Source organism: Reichenbachiella agariperforans, assembly GCF_900142205.1.
Taxonomy (GTDB): Bacteria; Bacteroidota; Bacteroidia; order Cytophagales; family Cyclobacteriaceae; genus Reichenbachiella; species Reichenbachiella agariperforans.
The window spans coordinates 360363-375881 of sequence record NZ_FRAA01000004.1; the positions used below are offsets into that span (position 1 = coordinate 360363).

The window sequence follows — 15519 nt, forward strand, 5'->3', positions numbered from 1 at the left end:
GCTATTTTGTTGATCCCGCTATTAACACCCAATTCATACTAGGAATGATTATTTGCCGAGTCAAATAATTCGATAATAGTCAACTATGAAATTATGAAAAGAATACTTACAGTCATCCTATTTAGTCTCATCGGACTATGCGCATACGCCCAAGAAACGGTCGTACGTGGCGTCATCACCGATGGAGTCAACGGCCAGCCTCTGCCTGGCGCGACCGTACTGATAGAAAACAGCACACAAGGCACGATTACAGATGTCAATGGCGAGTTTACACTCAGACTTAAATCAGGCATCAATTCGCTCGTGATCAAATATCTGGGCTACAAAGATTTCGTCACGGAAGTCGATCCTGCACAGACGAGCCAAGTGGAAATACAACTGAGTGAGCTGAATCCAGAACTACTAGAAGTGACGGTCTACGGATTGCTACAAGGTCAGCAGAAAGCGCTCAATCAGCAAAAAAATGCAGGCAATATCAAAAACATCATTGCCGCAGATCAGATCAGTAGATTCCCTGATCCTAACGTCGCAGAGGCGATACAGCGTATGCCAGGGGTCACGCTACAGCGCGACCAAGGTGAGGGGCGTTATGTGGTCGTCAGAGGTTTAGCGCCTCAGTTTACCAACATCAGCGTCAACGGCGAGCAGATCCCGTCTCCTGAAGCAGGCGTACGTTTCGTCGCATTGGACGCAATACCCGCGGATCAGCTATCATCGATAGAGGTCTCCAAAACACTCACGCCAGACATGGACGGAGATGCCATCGGTGGATCGGTCAACCTGGTCACACGAAAAGCAAAAAGCAGCAATACCGAAGTACAAGGAACCCTAGTAGGGGGCTACAACCAACTGATGGGCGAGCCCAACGGCCAAGGGTCACTCCTAATCGGAAAAAGGTTTGGTGCCAACGAAAAACTCGGTGTATTGGTCAATGGTAGCCACTTCTACACAGACAGAGGCTCTGACAACTGGGAACGTGACGGGGACGAAATGGAACTAAGAGACTATGCCCTGCGCAGAACACGTAGTGCGGTCAGCGGTACAGTGGACTACCGATTCAACGAAAACAGTGAGGTCTATCTCCGAGGAATCTACAACACCTTCTCAGACAGAGAGCATAGACGCAGATATGGTTTCATTCCTAATGTAGACGACTCTCCATTCGAAGACCATGAAATCGAACGCTCTACCAAAGACCGGTTCGAACGTCAGGACATTACGAGTTTCAACCTAGGCGGCAAGCACGTCCTTCCAGGTTTTTCGGTAGACTATGAGGTTTCTTATGCTACAGCTGTCCAGGACACCCCATTCGACTATGAGGTCACTTTCATCGGAGAACCAGATGCATTGGCTACAGATTTTTCTAATGCTGATTTCCCTCAGTTCACGACCAATCCAGCGTTCGACTATCTCGACAACAGCAACTATGAATTCGACGAACTAGAAGCTGGAAACACCTATGCCAAAGATGAAAACATCACAGGCAAAATCAACATTGGCATTCCCTACCAACTCGGTGAGCACAGCGGGATTTTGAAGTTCGGTGGAAAATACCGAAACAAAAACAAGAACCTAGAAGTCGTCAACAACAAGTTCGGCTGGGCTGGAGGAGACGTTTCTTTCGAAGGACAGTCTGGTGACTTCACCTTAGAAAAATTCGACGGAGGACTCGTCGATGACAATTTCCTCGGAGACAGATACACCCTAGCTGCTGCCGCGGACATGGACAAAGTCGTGCGATTCTTCAATGCCAACCAGTCAGGGTTCGAACTGGAGGTCGAAGACAAGCTCGTCGATGAGAGCGTCGAAAGCTACGAAGCGACAGAGAACGTCATGGCAGCCTACTTGATGACAGACCTCACGATTCATAAACTGCAGATAGTCGGTGGGGTACGTTTCGAACAGACCAACGTCGATTACCAATACCACACCGTACTCTTCGACGATGAAGGTGACCTAGAGGAGATCATAGACGAAGAGGGCAAAACAGACTACACTTTCGTACTGCCACAGATCAACTTCAGATACGCGATCAGTAGCCTGACCAACCTCAGACTCGCAGCGACGACTTCTTATGCCAGACCAAACTTCGAATCCATCGTACCTGCACAGGAGATCAGCATCGGAGACAGAGAAGGTACCATCGGAAACCCCGATCTAAAACCTGTCTCAGCGATCAATCTTGACTTCATGGTAGATCACTATTTCGGAACGGTAGGCGTCATCTCAGCAGGCGTCTTCTACAAAAAACTAGACAACTTCATCTACAAGCGTCGATTCGAAACAGATACTTACGAAGGAATTGATTTCGGAACGGACGTAGACCTGACACAGGATGTGAATGGACAAAATGCCAACATCGCGGGGATAGAGCTTTCTTATCAGCAGAACATGACCTTCTTGCCTGGCGCACTATCAGGACTAGGCATCTATGCCAACTATACCTTCACCGCATCATCCGCTACACTACAGGACAGATCTGGGATAGACGAAAGTGAAGAAATCAACCTACCTGGTCAGGCGACTCACGTCGGTAACCTGAGCTTGTCATACAACCTCAAAGGGTTCAATGTCAGACTCTCTGGCAACTATGCCGGTGCATACATCGAAGAGTTAGGTGCTGATGCAGACGAGGATCGCTCCATCAAAGGCCGTCTCCAAGTAGATGCCACAGCCAGCTACCAAATCAACCAGCACTTCAACGTATTCGCGGAGTGTCTCAACATCACCAACGCACCTTTCGAGGCATACGTCGGAGGTGACGAAAGCCAACTCGTACAGCGCGAATTCTACTCTTGGTGGTCTAGAGTAGGTGTGAAATTCAATTTGTAAATCGACTAAAGAAATTAAATCATGAAGATCAATTATATATTACTCCTAGCAGTGGCAGCACTATGGAGCGCATGTTCGCTCGATGAGCCAGAGGTCCAAATTCAAGACAATGACTTCCCCTTTCGTCTACAGATAGACGAAGAAGGAGCAGATTTGGCGGATGCCGAAGACTACAAAGTAGAAATCTCCTTTGCAGACTATCTCGGTGAGCTACCGAGTGCTGCGATTACCCTGACCTACGAACTGTCAGGCGAAGGGGACTTTAGCGGCGCTGTGATCGACGAAATCATATACGAGTACGAAGAGGACGACTGTGTATTCGAACGGGAGATGGCGTTCACGGATCAGACCATTACCATCCCCGTAGATGCAGACCTAGGCACCGTACCAGAAGCATTCGAAATCGTCGTACTGATGAACGAAGCAGAGATCGACGCGTCCGACAGTGAATTCGAACTCATCATCACAGGTATCGAAACCACAGACAATGTCCTGTTCAGTGATGCCAATACCTTCGCGTACGAAATCCTAGACAATGATATGGCTGGAGAGTGGATACTAGAACTCACGACCGAAAGTGAATTCCTTGACTTCCAAAATCTATTTGGGACGATCTCTACGGATCTAGCAGCGCTTACCTTTGCTGAGATCACTGGCGAGGTAAAATTCGAGTATGCGTTCGAAGAGATGAAAATAGAAATCGAACGGGTCGAAGAAGAAGAAGTCACCGAATGCGAAGATGGTGAAATCGAAACGGAGATGGAAAACCTCATCATCGAAATCGAAGCAGACTATGATGCCGAAGACGGTGAGATCACCTACGAAGGATCCTACTTCACTGAGGACGCAGAAGAGCTCGATTTCATCATCGAAGCGACGTATTCGTCTGACGCTGATGATGAGGTAGTGATGACTTTCACATCCATCATAGACGAAGATCACTTCGAGTCAGGGGACGAGCTTTTCACTGGCAACACTTCATTCACACTCATCAAAGACTAATTCATCATGCAAAAATATATTTCAATCCTACTAGTAGGACTAGCTGCAGCCTGTAGCCAGCCCCAGTCTAACACCCCTCCTACGGCTATCCAGCCCAAATACATCACCGATCCTGTCAATTTTGACAGTGACGACCCGGCCATATGGATGCACCCGACCGACCTGAGCCAGTCTCTCATACTCGGTACCGACAAACGCGAAAATGGTGAAGGAGGCGTATTTGTTTTTGATCTGAAGGGAAAAGAAGACAGCACACGACGGATCACAGGAATCGACCGTCCCAACAACGTCGACATAGCCTATGGGTTTCGCATAGACAGCACGACGACTGTCGACGTAGCGGTATTCTCCGAGCGTGGCAAAAACAGCATCCGCGTATACAGCCTACCAGACATGCAACCCATCGATGGGGGCGGCATCCCCGTATTCGAGGATAGCCCGAGCAGAGATGTCATGGGCGTGGCACTGTACCAACGTGCCGCTGATGATTCGCTATTTGCCATAGTCAGCAGAAAGGGAGAGAACTCCCCTACCGATGGCTACCTCTACCAGTACGCACTCACCTATCAGGACAGTCTCGTACAGGGTAGGCTGGTACGCAAGTTTGGTCAGTTCAGCGGAGGAGACGGAGAGATAGAAGCCATCGCAGTAGATCACCAGTTAGGCTATGTCTACTACTCAGATGAGCTATTTGGGATCAGAAAATACCATGTAGACCCAGCCATGGGCGATGAACAACTGGCAGTATTCGGCACGGATGGTTTCACCGAAGACCGTGAAGGCATCTCCATCTACCAGAGCGCTGACTCCACAGGTTACATCTTGGTTTCGGATCAGCAAGCCAATGCCTTTCGTGTATTTCCTAGAGAAGGCACCATTGACAACCCACACGATCACCCTCTGATCAAAAGCATCCCTGTATCTACCCACGAAAGCGATGGATCAGAGGTCTCGCACCTAGCCTACAACGAAGACTTCCCGAGAGGGTTTTTCGTCGCTATGTCTGACAACAAGACCTTTCAAATCTACGATTGGCGCGACATAGAAGCGGCGCTTTTGGATAGTAAATAAGAATACTTTTTCATTCTGAATCAGGTCTACGGACCGCACTAAGCCTTCTCTCACGAGAAGGCTTTTTTATGTCAAAAAAACAGAATACACAGCGGCTGTTAGCGAATCTACCACAAGCTGGGAAAAGCAGAAAAATACGTTTTTGAACCTTCCGCGGACTTGCAGAAAGCAGAAAAATACGTTTTTGGACTCTCCGCAGACTTGCGGAAGCAGAAAAATCAATTTTTGGACCTTCCGCGAACTTGCGGAACACAGAAAAATGCATTTTTTGACCTTCCGAAGACCTTCGGAGAGTAGAAAAATGCACTTGGGAGGTTGGGCGCATCGGAGAACCGATGAGGCTTCCAAAGGCTCTTCCGCCTTCTTTACCTCTGAACTGCCCTGCTGTCATATCCATTGTTAGCAATCTTTTACTTGTACCACAACAGATGCACACTGTTAAAATAATACTCTATTGTCATGTAAGTAGTACAAACCAATAAGACGAGAAAGAACACTAACTCTTTTGATCTGAATACGATGGTTTTTTTAGCGATGGCTAAAACTATTATTCTCGACAACATCAAAAAGAAAAATGTACTCCATAAGATAATAAGAGTCATTTTTGAATCTCCTTTTTCGTTAAAAGCTAAATCCAAGTACTTAAACCCTTCAGGCATTCCTTTGATTCTTGCATCTAGCTTCCAAGGTCCAGCCGTAGAGTTAGAATACAATATGTGATAAGTAAATCCATCATTTTGCTCAAGTGTTTCATCGTTTAGAGGAAATATTTCGATAGAAGTGCGTAAGGAGTCTTCTATGGTTGAACCAAATTTTATTTCTGATCTACTGATATTGGTTTTTTGAATTGCTAGTATTTTAACCTCACCATCGTTGTATACTACAATTGGAGCTGACTTTATAAAGTCTGTAGGATCAATATATTTTGCCCCGTTATTCCAAATAGTTAGATCAACGTAATGAACATTTGTTACAGGCTCTTCTTCCCAAAGTATCTTTAATTTATCTTCGAATTCATTAGATTCTGCAAGTAATTGTGGGGTCGAAAAATAATATGAAGGTTCTTGCTTATCAGTATTGAAGAATCCAATTGCAAGTGGAATTGAAAGCCCAAGACCTAAGGTGACAAGAGGATGTTTTAAGAAAGTGTAAATCTTATTGAATAGCTTGGAGTCCAGAATCATTGTTTTTTCTTGCATTTTCAATAATATATCTTTTAACATGACCTGTTCTGTCATTAATAACTTTTGCTCTCAGAAGGATTTTCCCTCCATCACCCTTAGAGGCATCACTCAGAGAAGTAGTTAACACTTCTTTGTCCTGTGATATAATATCTGACCCAAGGTTGAAAGGAATAGTCTTTTGATTTACGTCATCATAAAAACGCCCGTAACCGCTTAAAATATTATACTTCGTTACATTTCCTGAAATGTTATCTTGAATTTGAGGCTCATCTTGCAAGTAAACATGGTTTAGTGTCTCTCGATTAAACTCAATAACTACCCCTTTTTTAGGTCTTTTAACTTCAATTTTTATGTTGTTATCATGAAGTATTGGTCTGTGAATTTGTTGTAAGGATTTCTCAAGAACGTCAGCTATTTCTTGTGGAAAGGTATCGTTCTTTGCCAATATTTTTTTCGGGATTCTTTGAGTTGGGGTAGCATTTTTTCCGGATGCAATTTTCCATGTGTAATTAAGCATATCCCAAAAAACGGAAGTTAATACACTGGCGCCTATCACTTTAACAGCAGGATCTTCAAAAGCAATTGTTACAATTTCTACAAAACTACCTTTCTGGGGAGGGTGAAGAAAAAAATTCACATCAGGAATTGAGCCTCCTTTACTACGAATTTCACCTTCTGTTACCAAAGCATGAGTAGTAATTGCTAAAGCTTTGGCTAGTCCGTGTATTGAGGTTGCGGCATCATAAAGGTCAAGTTTATGGTTTTCTGCGTTTCCTCCTGTGTAACGAATTATGAATCTTACTTCTGACATTTATATGGTTTAGGTTTGATTGCCAACAACCGAATATACGCAATGCACTTTATTTACCTTATATATAAAGCGCACTGTACACTCATTTGATAAGCGTTAAAAAAATGTTTCTCTTCTTCTCGAATGATGCTGCGGGAAGCCGACTGCTGATCGGCTTGGATGGTTAAACTAATCTTTCCTTTTGACACTTTCCACACCCACTGGCAATCCCTTGGAATATTACAAAACGGTATTGGGTAGGTGCTAGATTGTAACAGTACGACGGTCGGGAGCAGCCGATACGCACAAAAGCATGTTAGCGTCTGTTTAGTTTAGTAACTTAGCTCCATGCACGATTCTTAGAATCACTATTTGCTCTAATGAATAGATACGATACACAATTCGATACTTGTGTAAAATGAGTTCCCTCAATTCCTCATTCTGGAATTCAGGAACGACACGTCCAGATTGCGGAAATTCCTTGATTTGTTCGATCCGCCTAAAAACCCATTCCCCAAATTCTTGAGCATACCGCGGAGAGTCTTGCGCTATGTAATCCGGTTATTGAATCAAGGTCGTTCCAGGCAGATGCAGCTAGAGTTATTTCGACCATTTAGAGTTGAAACGTTCCTTTGCAGCGTCTAGGGGGATAACCTTTCCTTCTTCTACATCTTTTAGTCCTTGTTCCACTTTTTCAACAAAGAGCAATCTGTCAATGAGTTCCTCAGTTGGGAATTCGTTGGGCAACTGTTCAAGGGCTTCAATCACTTTGTTCTTATTCATAGGATAAAGTTACAGAATTGACCGCTCAATAGGAAAAGGTCCGAATAGACCCTAATGGTGAGTATACGCAATGCACTTATCTTATATACAAAGCGCACCGTACACTCGTTTAATAAGCGTTAATAAAAATCGTTTCTCTTCTTCTCGAATGATGAGAAGCCGACTCCTGATCGGCTTGGATGATTAAACTAATCTTTCCTTTTGACACTTCCCACACCCACTGACAATCCCTTGAAATATTACAAAACGGTATTGGGTAGGTGCTAGATTGTAGCAGCACTGCGGTCGGGAGATGAAATCTACCCCTTCTTCGGACAGTTTTTCAATATTAAAAACTATCAATTATTCCTTACTAAACCTTCGCTATTAATTATGGTATACGCGCAGAGTTTCCTATGTATTTTGCTATAAATTAATTTTTTCTCTCTAGATTTAGAATCCCGTCCCCCTTTATCTCTCCCGTACCCGGATTTGTAAGATTAAGAACGAATAACTATTGCAAGCATGAGAAAGATGATTATGACCTATTTGCTGCTGATATGCGGCATTCAGATGAGCATTGGGCAGGACTTAAAAATCGGATTATTATTTGACCAATTCGCTAGTGCGCGATGGGAAATCGACGCAGGATATTTAGAAAAACACTTCAACAGACTTGGTGCAGAATGTACCATCACAGTAGCACACTCCAGTTTTGACAAACAAGTGAGCCAAGCGAAAGAGCTCATAGAGCAAGGCGTAGATGCCCTCGTGGTGATCGCTGTAGATGGCGCACACAGTCAGCCCATTTTGGATATAGCGAGCAAAAACAACGTACTCGTAGTAGCCTATGACAGGCCCATACTCGATGACCGTGTCGATCTATATGTATCCTACAACAATCTGGAAGTAGGTAAAAAACAAGCACAGTCAATGGTGGAAAATGTACCTGAAGGCAACATCATTCTGATCAATGGCCCTGTTGCAGATGTCAATGCCATTCAGTTTAGAAAAGGTCAACTGGAAGTCCTAAAGCCTTATGTAGACGCAGGAAAAATCAAGGTCGTAGAAGATATCGTGCTAGATAGCTGGAACGAAATGGAAGCACTGTTAAAACTACATGAGTTGTCTCCAGACTTTAGCCAAATAGACGGAGTGATCTCAGCAGTCGACTGGTTCAACAATGCCATCGCAGAGTACCTGGGTAGCAGCGAGCCACTCAAAAAGATTTACACGACTGGGCAAGATCCAGTTAAAAGTGTCGTGAACAAAATAGAAAATGACATTCAAAATATGTCTATTTATAAACCTATCGAATCACTGGCTCATAAAACAGCTGAACTTACCCTAGCAAAAATCAACGGAAAGAAAAACCTCAAACTACACACCATTCAGATTGGGGAAAACTCTTTTGAAGGCTACCTGTTCGATCCGATTGTTTTGAACAAAGACAACATCAACGAGTACAAAGCGCTACTCAAAGAATAGATTACATCTATCGTTTGATTAAAAAGTCGCCATGACTCTCTTAGAGTCATGGCGACTTTTTAATTTCTACGCATCTTTTTTCTATAGAAAACATGATACAGTTGCCCATTTTGCGAATTCAATGTAAATTATGAAAGACCAAATAACCAAATCATGTCCATTTCTCAAATTACCCACAGAGGCAAAAAGATAGTCTTGATAGACTACTCCAAGTGCAAAAACAAACAAGACATGCTCCAACTCGGTAGCGAGGTACCCGATTATCTCATCGATCTACCCGAGGAACACTTACTCATACTGTTTGACTATACCAATGCACATGGCAGCTCAGAATTTATGAAACAAGCCAACGAAAGCAGAGAACGTGTCCTTCATCACAAGACGACCAAGAGTGCTGCCCTCGGCATCACAGGTATCAAAAAAATCCTCCTCAAAGGCTACAATGCCCTCAGTAGCAATGATGGTATGCAACCCTTTGACACCAAAGAAGCTGCACTCGAATATCTGCTAAAGAAAGAGGATGGAGATTAATTAGCCTCGTAAAATCTACTTCTCTTGACTTTCATATCAAGGTCTACCGTACCACAGTGACTTCCAGCTCGACGGTCAACGTGTCAAACAAAGACTGAACCTCGAGCAGCGTACTCGCCTGCTTGATACCATGTACTGCAACCCAATCCTGAAAGACGTCAAAGCAACCCAACAATTCTTCGGCAGAGGTAGTGTAAATATTCAACCGGACAATGCCACTGGGTTCATAACCCGCCTCACGGATCACTTTTTCCAAGTTAGCAATTGCCAATAGCAATTGACTCCTCATGTCTTCGACACTTGATCCCCCATGCTCATCGACTGCTGCCTGTCCCGCTACATAGAGTACGGCTTGTGGTTGTTTGATTTCTACGGCCTGCACATAGCTTCGTGCATCTTGCCATTGCCAAGGGTTAATGACTCTCTTTTCCATTTGTATTTCGTTTATTGGTGAATTACAAAACTGGAGCGCAAGGCTCAACTCTACCTGTGACCTACGTCACAATTACAAAAAAGACTAGAGTCTAGGAGGACAACCGGCTCAGCGTTTCGCGTGAGACACCTAGATACGAAGCGAGCTGTGTTTTGGAGACGCGCTGCAGCAAACTCGGATACTGAGCCAGTAACTGGTCGTACCGTTCCTTGGCGCTGAGAGTCATCAGAGACAAGATTCGCTGTTGAGAAGCGATGAATCCTCTATTGGATTTTTCAAGAAGAAACCGCTCCATCTTAGGCACTTCCTTGCGGAGTTTCTGATAGTTGTCCAGTGACAAGCACAAAACCACTGTATCTTCTAGGCACTTCAAGGACATGCTTGCTGTCCCTCTGTCAAAGTAAGCCATAAAGTCACTCTCCCACCAATCCTCCATCGCAAAAGACACGATGTACTCACGAGCCGTGTCATCCGTGTGTATTAGCTTGAGCAGTCCTTGACCTACATAATAGGCACAATCTACGCGCTCACCTTTTCGGAAAACGTACTGACGCTTTTTGAAAGTTTTGACCGTAAAATGTGCGAGCACCACCGAAAACTCCTCAGGGGTCAACTCCACTACACGGTCGATTTGTTTCTTTAGCTGCTGCTCCATCCAGCACATAAAAGTAAACCAAACTGCGAGGATGACAGGTGTCCCATCCCACTAGTCTTCAAGAAATCTGTCATTGCTAGACTTGCTCCAATCCTGTGACAAACAGATGAAGACCTGCAAAGAAGAACGACTCGATTCTCATCGCTTATGGTGTGATTGGTTTTATTGATGAACTTATTCTGCATACATCCTCCTTCGTATCTAATATTGCAACACGATAATAACAAAGCAATACAGACATGAGACTACCGATTATAAAACACACATTGGAATTCGTCAAAGAAAACGACGAGGATTGGGTACACGAGACCATCGAACTGCTGGAGCATTTGGCGGATGCCAAGGGAATCAAAGACGAAGAACTCGAAGTGATCGGCGAACTCCTCTCCAACCTATACGGCAGCCTAGAGGTTCACAAAGAAATCAAAAAAGGCACTGCAGAAAAAGACGCGCTCAATGGCTTCATGAGTCGTGTGATGGGCTCTATCGGGAAGTAAATTCTGGTATAAAGTAGTTGGTATTTAGTAACCTGACAGATTTCAACTCTGAAAAACCTGTTAGGTTTACTTTCTTTACGCCCACCTCTGCACTTACTCCATATAGGGTTGGCTGGTATTCATGGTTGAAATTTAATCCTAAAAACCTAATAAAGAGCTACCGAATCCCAAGCCCTTTCACGCTATCCCGTATCAGCTCCCTCTTGATGACGGCTTCTATTTCTGAGAATTTTTCTTTCCCTACGCTATGTTGAAAAGCCCCACGCTTGAGGAAATGAATGTAATCACAACTATCACTCAAAGTGGAGAATATGTGTGAGGAAACAATGACGGCCTTACCCGCAGTCCGAAGCTCAGCCAATATATCTATCACCATCAGACAACTTTGGTAGTCCAGACCATTGAAAGGCTCATCGAGAACATAGAATGCATTGCCTTGTAGTATGACACCCAGCAAAGCCAATTTCTTTTGCATCCCTGTGGAGTAGGTATCTGCATAACTATTCAAAGGCAAATCAAATATATTGGATTCATCAAAGTCGTCCCGATCAATCCCTCTTGCTAGTAGCACCAACTTCAAATATTCACTCCCCGTTATTTTGGTAATCATCGGAGGGTTAGCGGGTAAAAAACCGATGGATTGCTGTACATCAGGCACATAGTCAACAGACCCACTGTACCCCTTTTTGAATCCTACCAAACTTTCAAAGAGTGTAGTTTTACCCGCGCCATTCTCTCCAACTATGCCATGAACCTCCCCAGGTTTCACTTCAAAACTCAAGTGATCCAATACCTGTTTGCTCCCATAGCTGACTGACAAATTTTCTACTCTGACCATAGCGTACTTGTTACATTTTTGAGCGCCTTGACGTATATCAGCGGTATCAACACCAATAGTAACGGAGGCATAAAGAGACAACATACAAACAAAATTGATTTGAGGACATCCAGCCCACGATGCAGATAGGCGTACTTGATCAACATCGCAAGTATGATATACAACAAACCGAGTACGACCACCGCTACTACTCCCAAATACATCTCAGAAAAACCGATGAATAGAACCATACAAATCGGAACGATCAGTACCATGGTGTTGATCAACAAACAGCAAAGCTTCTGCCTCAAATACTGCTGAGCCGATCCTGCAAAATTCCAAACGTAATACCTAGGCTCGGTGTACGAATAAAACCCAAGGATCAGCAGTAAAACAACCGACAGAGAAAACAGGCCAACATTAAAATTGTCCACATAAACAGAAACCAAGGAAAGAGTGAAGGACAAAACCAGCACAAGGTACGAACGCCTAAATCCAATCATGAACTCAAAGGGTCTTTGAGCAAAAGGAGTTGGTACGACCCTTGAACTAAACACTGGCGAGAAGCTCTTCACAGAAAGCAACCACGTCATCACTAGCAAGCCTCCTATCTCTAAGTAGCCTCCATAAAAGCCCAAAAACAGCACAAAGGGAACGGTCAAAATAAGTCCGATGAAAACCCTTATCCAAAACACCTGTCTGTGCGCCACCTGCATCAAGAATGGCTCATTGGGTTTGATGGCACTTACGACAAAAACGCCCAGCCCTACATAGATCATCTGCCCATGCTCCACTTGCTCCAAGAGCAGCAAGGACACAAAAGCAAACACCCCTATCAGTAATACATAAATGACCATCGGATGAATCCCCGCCTCACGGACATAGCGATTCGCTCTTTTGGTTTGTAGAAGGAGGTAGAAATTAAAGAAACTCAATACATCAAATAAATTATTCTCTGCAAATATATTGTAATGGAGCTCCTTAAACGTTAACCTGCACTAATACAGCCCAGCCTAGGTTATGGAAATTGCCCCTATTCCGACTTATCTCCACGAGACAAACCAGTCCCAATCGTCATTCTTGGCACTGAGGACACTCTGCTTCTTTGGTGGCCAAAACAAGACCGTCATCCAGTTTATGCAGTACTGCATCAGGTAATTCTTCCAGTCCAAGACTGTCTACCTGTTGGACGAAAGTACTGCTATAACTACTGGCATATTTCACATCACGGTACTCTCGTAGCGCATTCATATCCTTTTCCTCTTTGTCCAAATAATACCGATCTATGACATAGAACTCATGATACCACTCTACCGTTCGATATTCCTTTTCAGATTTATGTTTGAACCGTAGTTTTCTATACTCAGAGGCCCTATTCATGTTATCATACCCATTGTCCATGAGTTGCACTGCCCTCGGTCCATATAGCTCTGAAAATATATGCCTTTCGAATATTGACCTGTAGCCAAACATCTTTTTCACTTTCAGTCTCTCGCTATAGTTGATATCTACATCCAAAGAGGCCATGTTCAAAGTGGGTTTAGAAACGATCTCACCGATAGAGTCCTCCTCATCTAGTATCCATGCCTTCAGCTCAGCGTCCTGTAACTGGATATCAAAAGCATTGGAAACGCTTTTGATCCGTGGAGAATCCCGTAAAAAAGGAGGCCCAAAACTTTCTTGCTTCATGTTGAAAGCCCTGCTCTTTTCCTCTTCTAGCATTTTCAAATCTTGAAAAGTCCTGTGCTCTAGCACTTCTACGGGAGCTAATTTTTCTCCCCCTCCATTGGCAGGAAAGTAGTAATTCACAAATCCATCTGAATAATACTTTGCTTTATTATCTTCTAACTGATAACTTCTAAAATAACCGTTCAAGACAATGAGCTGCTCCGCTTTCTTCTTATCTGGAACTGTTTCGGACGAACTAACCACCACTTCCCCCAGTGTAACTGGCAGGAGTAAAACCTGAGCGTCAGTCCCCGAAATCCTAACAGCCTTGCTCGTATAAGATACATGCTGGATAGTCCCCGAGAACTCCGACTTCCCGTTCAAATCAATCCAAATCAACCCGTTGCGATCGGTCACCCCGACGATTTCATTACCCGTGCCTAGCACATGCGCATAGGGAACCGTCTCTCCCGACAGAGAATCAAAAATCGTTAGACTAAGTTGAGCAGTAGACGACCACCAGATTGGCAACAGCAGCAATAATAAAAGTACTTTTCTTAAAATCATATTGTTTTAGTTTGACTCATGGTAATATGATATGCGTGATAAACATACCAAAGTATCAACAGTAAGTTGCGATTGATTAGAACAGCTGCCAGGTATCAATTACATCAAAAACACTTTCTTCACGAGATATCTTCCTTGTTTACCGATTGATCCTTATTGATGACTACCCCATGATTAGTAGGAAAGGGGTCACTGATACTCTCGGAGTATGTGATCTGGATTAACGTGTACTTTTTCAACTTGTCCTTGCTTATCAAATAGTACTCCATCAGAATAGGCGTAGAATTCAAACTCTCTAAAAAAGTCAACGTCTAATGGTATTATTGCATCTTCGTCAACCCCTAGCTTATTCAAAAAGCTTCTGTTCTTTTCAATAGCCAATCTTTGACCATGAGCCACCAACCGTACTGCAATGTCGTCACTCAAAGCATTCAATTCATTCAGTTTAGGAATCGCCTTTAAACAAGGCGTACAAGTGTTAGAATAATAATAGAGATAGGTCTTTTTGCCCTTGATTGCCAAATCTTTGCCCTCTATCACTCTTTCTGTAAATGTCTCTTTGAATGCATACTTAGAAATATCAAATGAAAAATCAATCACATCACCCAAAGTAGACGAATCATTAACTACCATCAGCTCTACTTCTAGACCATCATCTGATATTTTAATTAGTTTAAAATTTTTATCATCTACCTTAATATTCACATGGTTACCAACAATATGGTCCAGCCCAGCTATATGCGTCAGCAAAGAATCCGTATTGTGTGGCACTACAAAAAGTCTATCTATGTCTAGGTCATTATACCTCCCGTTGTTGTCATAATCCACCAAAGCAATTTTAAAGTCCACGCCATATGGGTTTTCAAATACTCCACCTCTGAACCCCATCATCCGTACCTTCATCTTCTCACCATGTGAGCCATTCATCGCAAAATTTAAAGTCTGGCAATCCGACAAAAGCGAATCTCTACACCAGTCTATACCAGCTGCTGATATAAACTTAGGCTTGAGCGTAATATTTTTCAAACACTCATCCATATTCACTATGTACACTTCAGAGCGATCACAAGAAGCAATCGTGATTGTAACAAATAGTACTAAAATATTATACCTCATAATCGTCTATATAATAAGGGTAGAAAAACTACCCTTATACCTTTTAATAACATTCATTTCCGATCATCGAGTGGCACGATCCAGTCTCAGAGTTCCACCAAACCCA

General features: G+C 43.5%; 16 protein-coding genes. 6 read left to right on the forward strand and 10 right to left on the reverse strand.

Translation table 11 applies throughout. The features are described 5' to 3' along the window. The first annotated feature begins 93 nt into the window (after positions 1-93). The 3 genes from BUB99_RS12725 to BUB99_RS12735 are packed head-to-tail and all read left to right on the forward strand — an operon-like array spanning position 94 to position 4905. Complete coding sequence (locus BUB99_RS12725; protein ID WP_073122895.1) at positions 94-2832, forward strand: TonB-dependent receptor; 2739 nt, start codon at positions 94-96, stop codon at positions 2830-2832. A gap of 21 nt (positions 2833-2853) precedes the next feature. Next, the gene (locus BUB99_RS12730) at positions 2854-3834 is read left to right on the forward strand and encodes a hypothetical protein (RefSeq protein ID WP_073122896.1); all 981 of its coding nucleotides are present in this window, start codon (positions 2854-2856) and stop codon (positions 3832-3834) included. A gap of 6 nt (positions 3835-3840) precedes the next feature. Beyond that, the gene (locus tag BUB99_RS12735) at positions 3841-4905 is read left to right on the forward strand and encodes a phytase (protein ID WP_073122897.1); all 1065 of its coding nucleotides are present in this window, start codon (positions 3841-3843) and stop codon (positions 4903-4905) included. A 410-nt stretch (positions 4906-5315) separates the two neighbouring features. Here the strand turns inward: BUB99_RS12735 and BUB99_RS12745 are convergent, their stop codons facing one another. The 4 genes from BUB99_RS12745 to BUB99_RS12760 all read right to left on the reverse strand — a co-directional run bounded on the left by BUB99_RS12745 (position 5316) and on the right by BUB99_RS12760 (position 7662). Then, on the reverse strand, positions 5316-6104 hold the full coding sequence (locus BUB99_RS12745) for a hypothetical protein (protein ID WP_073122899.1): 789 nt from the start codon (positions 6102-6104) through the stop codon (positions 5316-5318). After that, entirely contained in the window at positions 6061-6900 is an 840-nt protein-coding gene (locus BUB99_RS12750) for a DUF7946 domain-containing protein (protein ID WP_073122900.1), read from the reverse strand. Before BUB99_RS12750 ends, BUB99_RS12745 begins: the two co-directional genes overlap by 44 nt. A gap of 306 nt (positions 6901-7206) precedes the next feature. Continuing rightward, complete coding sequence (locus tag BUB99_RS20750; protein ID WP_073122901.1) at positions 7207-7431, reverse strand: type II toxin-antitoxin system RelE/ParE family toxin; 225 nt, start codon at positions 7429-7431, stop codon at positions 7207-7209. Positions 7432-7479: 48 nt separating this feature from the next. Then, positions 7480-7662 (reverse strand): hypothetical protein, encoded by a 183-nt coding sequence (locus BUB99_RS12760; RefSeq protein ID WP_073122902.1) that lies wholly within the window; start codon positions 7660-7662, stop codon positions 7480-7482. A 504-nt stretch (positions 7663-8166) separates the two neighbouring features. Here BUB99_RS12760 and BUB99_RS12765 point away from each other — a divergent pair. Both BUB99_RS12765 and BUB99_RS12770 read left to right on the forward strand, forming a co-directional pair. Next, positions 8167-9129, forward strand: a complete 963-nt coding sequence (locus BUB99_RS12765) for a D-xylose ABC transporter substrate-binding protein (protein WP_073122903.1) — start codon at positions 8167-8169, stop codon at positions 9127-9129. Positions 9130-9282: 153 nt separating this feature from the next. Next, positions 9283-9660, forward strand: coding sequence for a hypothetical protein (locus tag BUB99_RS12770; protein ID WP_073122904.1), 378 nt, complete (start codon positions 9283-9285; stop codon positions 9658-9660). A 43-nt stretch (positions 9661-9703) separates the two neighbouring features. Here BUB99_RS12770 and BUB99_RS12775 read toward each other — a convergent pair whose 3' ends face one another. Both BUB99_RS12775 and BUB99_RS12780 read right to left on the reverse strand, forming a co-directional pair. Continuing rightward, on the reverse strand, positions 9704-10093 hold the full coding sequence (locus BUB99_RS12775; protein WP_073122905.1) for a RidA family protein: 390 nt from the start codon (positions 10091-10093) through the stop codon (positions 9704-9706). A gap of 91 nt (positions 10094-10184) precedes the next feature. Continuing rightward, positions 10185-10748: a Crp/Fnr family transcriptional regulator gene (locus BUB99_RS12780; RefSeq protein WP_073122906.1), complete on the reverse strand. Its 564-nt coding sequence runs from the start codon at positions 10746-10748 to the stop codon at positions 10185-10187. Between the two features lie 239 nt (positions 10749-10987). Between BUB99_RS12780 and BUB99_RS12785 the strand changes: the two genes are divergently transcribed. Further along, a complete protein-coding gene (locus BUB99_RS12785; RefSeq protein WP_073122907.1) occupies positions 10988-11245 on the forward strand; it encodes a DUF6952 family protein in 258 nt (85 codons plus the stop codon). Positions 11246-11402: 157 nt separating this feature from the next. Here the strand turns inward: BUB99_RS12785 and BUB99_RS12790 are convergent, their stop codons facing one another. The 4 genes from BUB99_RS12790 to BUB99_RS12805 form a co-directional block, all read right to left on the reverse strand. Next, positions 11403-12083 (reverse strand): ATP-binding cassette domain-containing protein, encoded by a 681-nt coding sequence (locus BUB99_RS12790; protein WP_073122908.1) that lies wholly within the window; start codon positions 12081-12083, stop codon positions 11403-11405. Continuing rightward, entirely contained in the window at positions 12071-12997 is a 927-nt protein-coding gene (locus BUB99_RS12795) for a hypothetical protein (protein WP_073122909.1), read from the reverse strand. Before BUB99_RS12795 ends, BUB99_RS12790 begins: the two co-directional genes overlap by 13 nt. Positions 12998-13136: 139 nt before the next feature. Beyond that, positions 13137-14297 carry a carboxypeptidase-like regulatory domain-containing protein gene (locus BUB99_RS12800; protein ID WP_139281000.1) on the reverse strand — a complete coding sequence of 387 codons (1161 nt, stop codon included), beginning with the start codon at positions 14295-14297 and terminating at the stop codon, positions 13137-13139. Between the two features lie 189 nt (positions 14298-14486). Beyond that, entirely contained in the window at positions 14487-15413 is a 927-nt protein-coding gene (locus BUB99_RS12805) for a TlpA family protein disulfide reductase (RefSeq protein ID WP_139281001.1), read from the reverse strand. Positions 15414-15519: the final 106 nt, after the last annotated feature.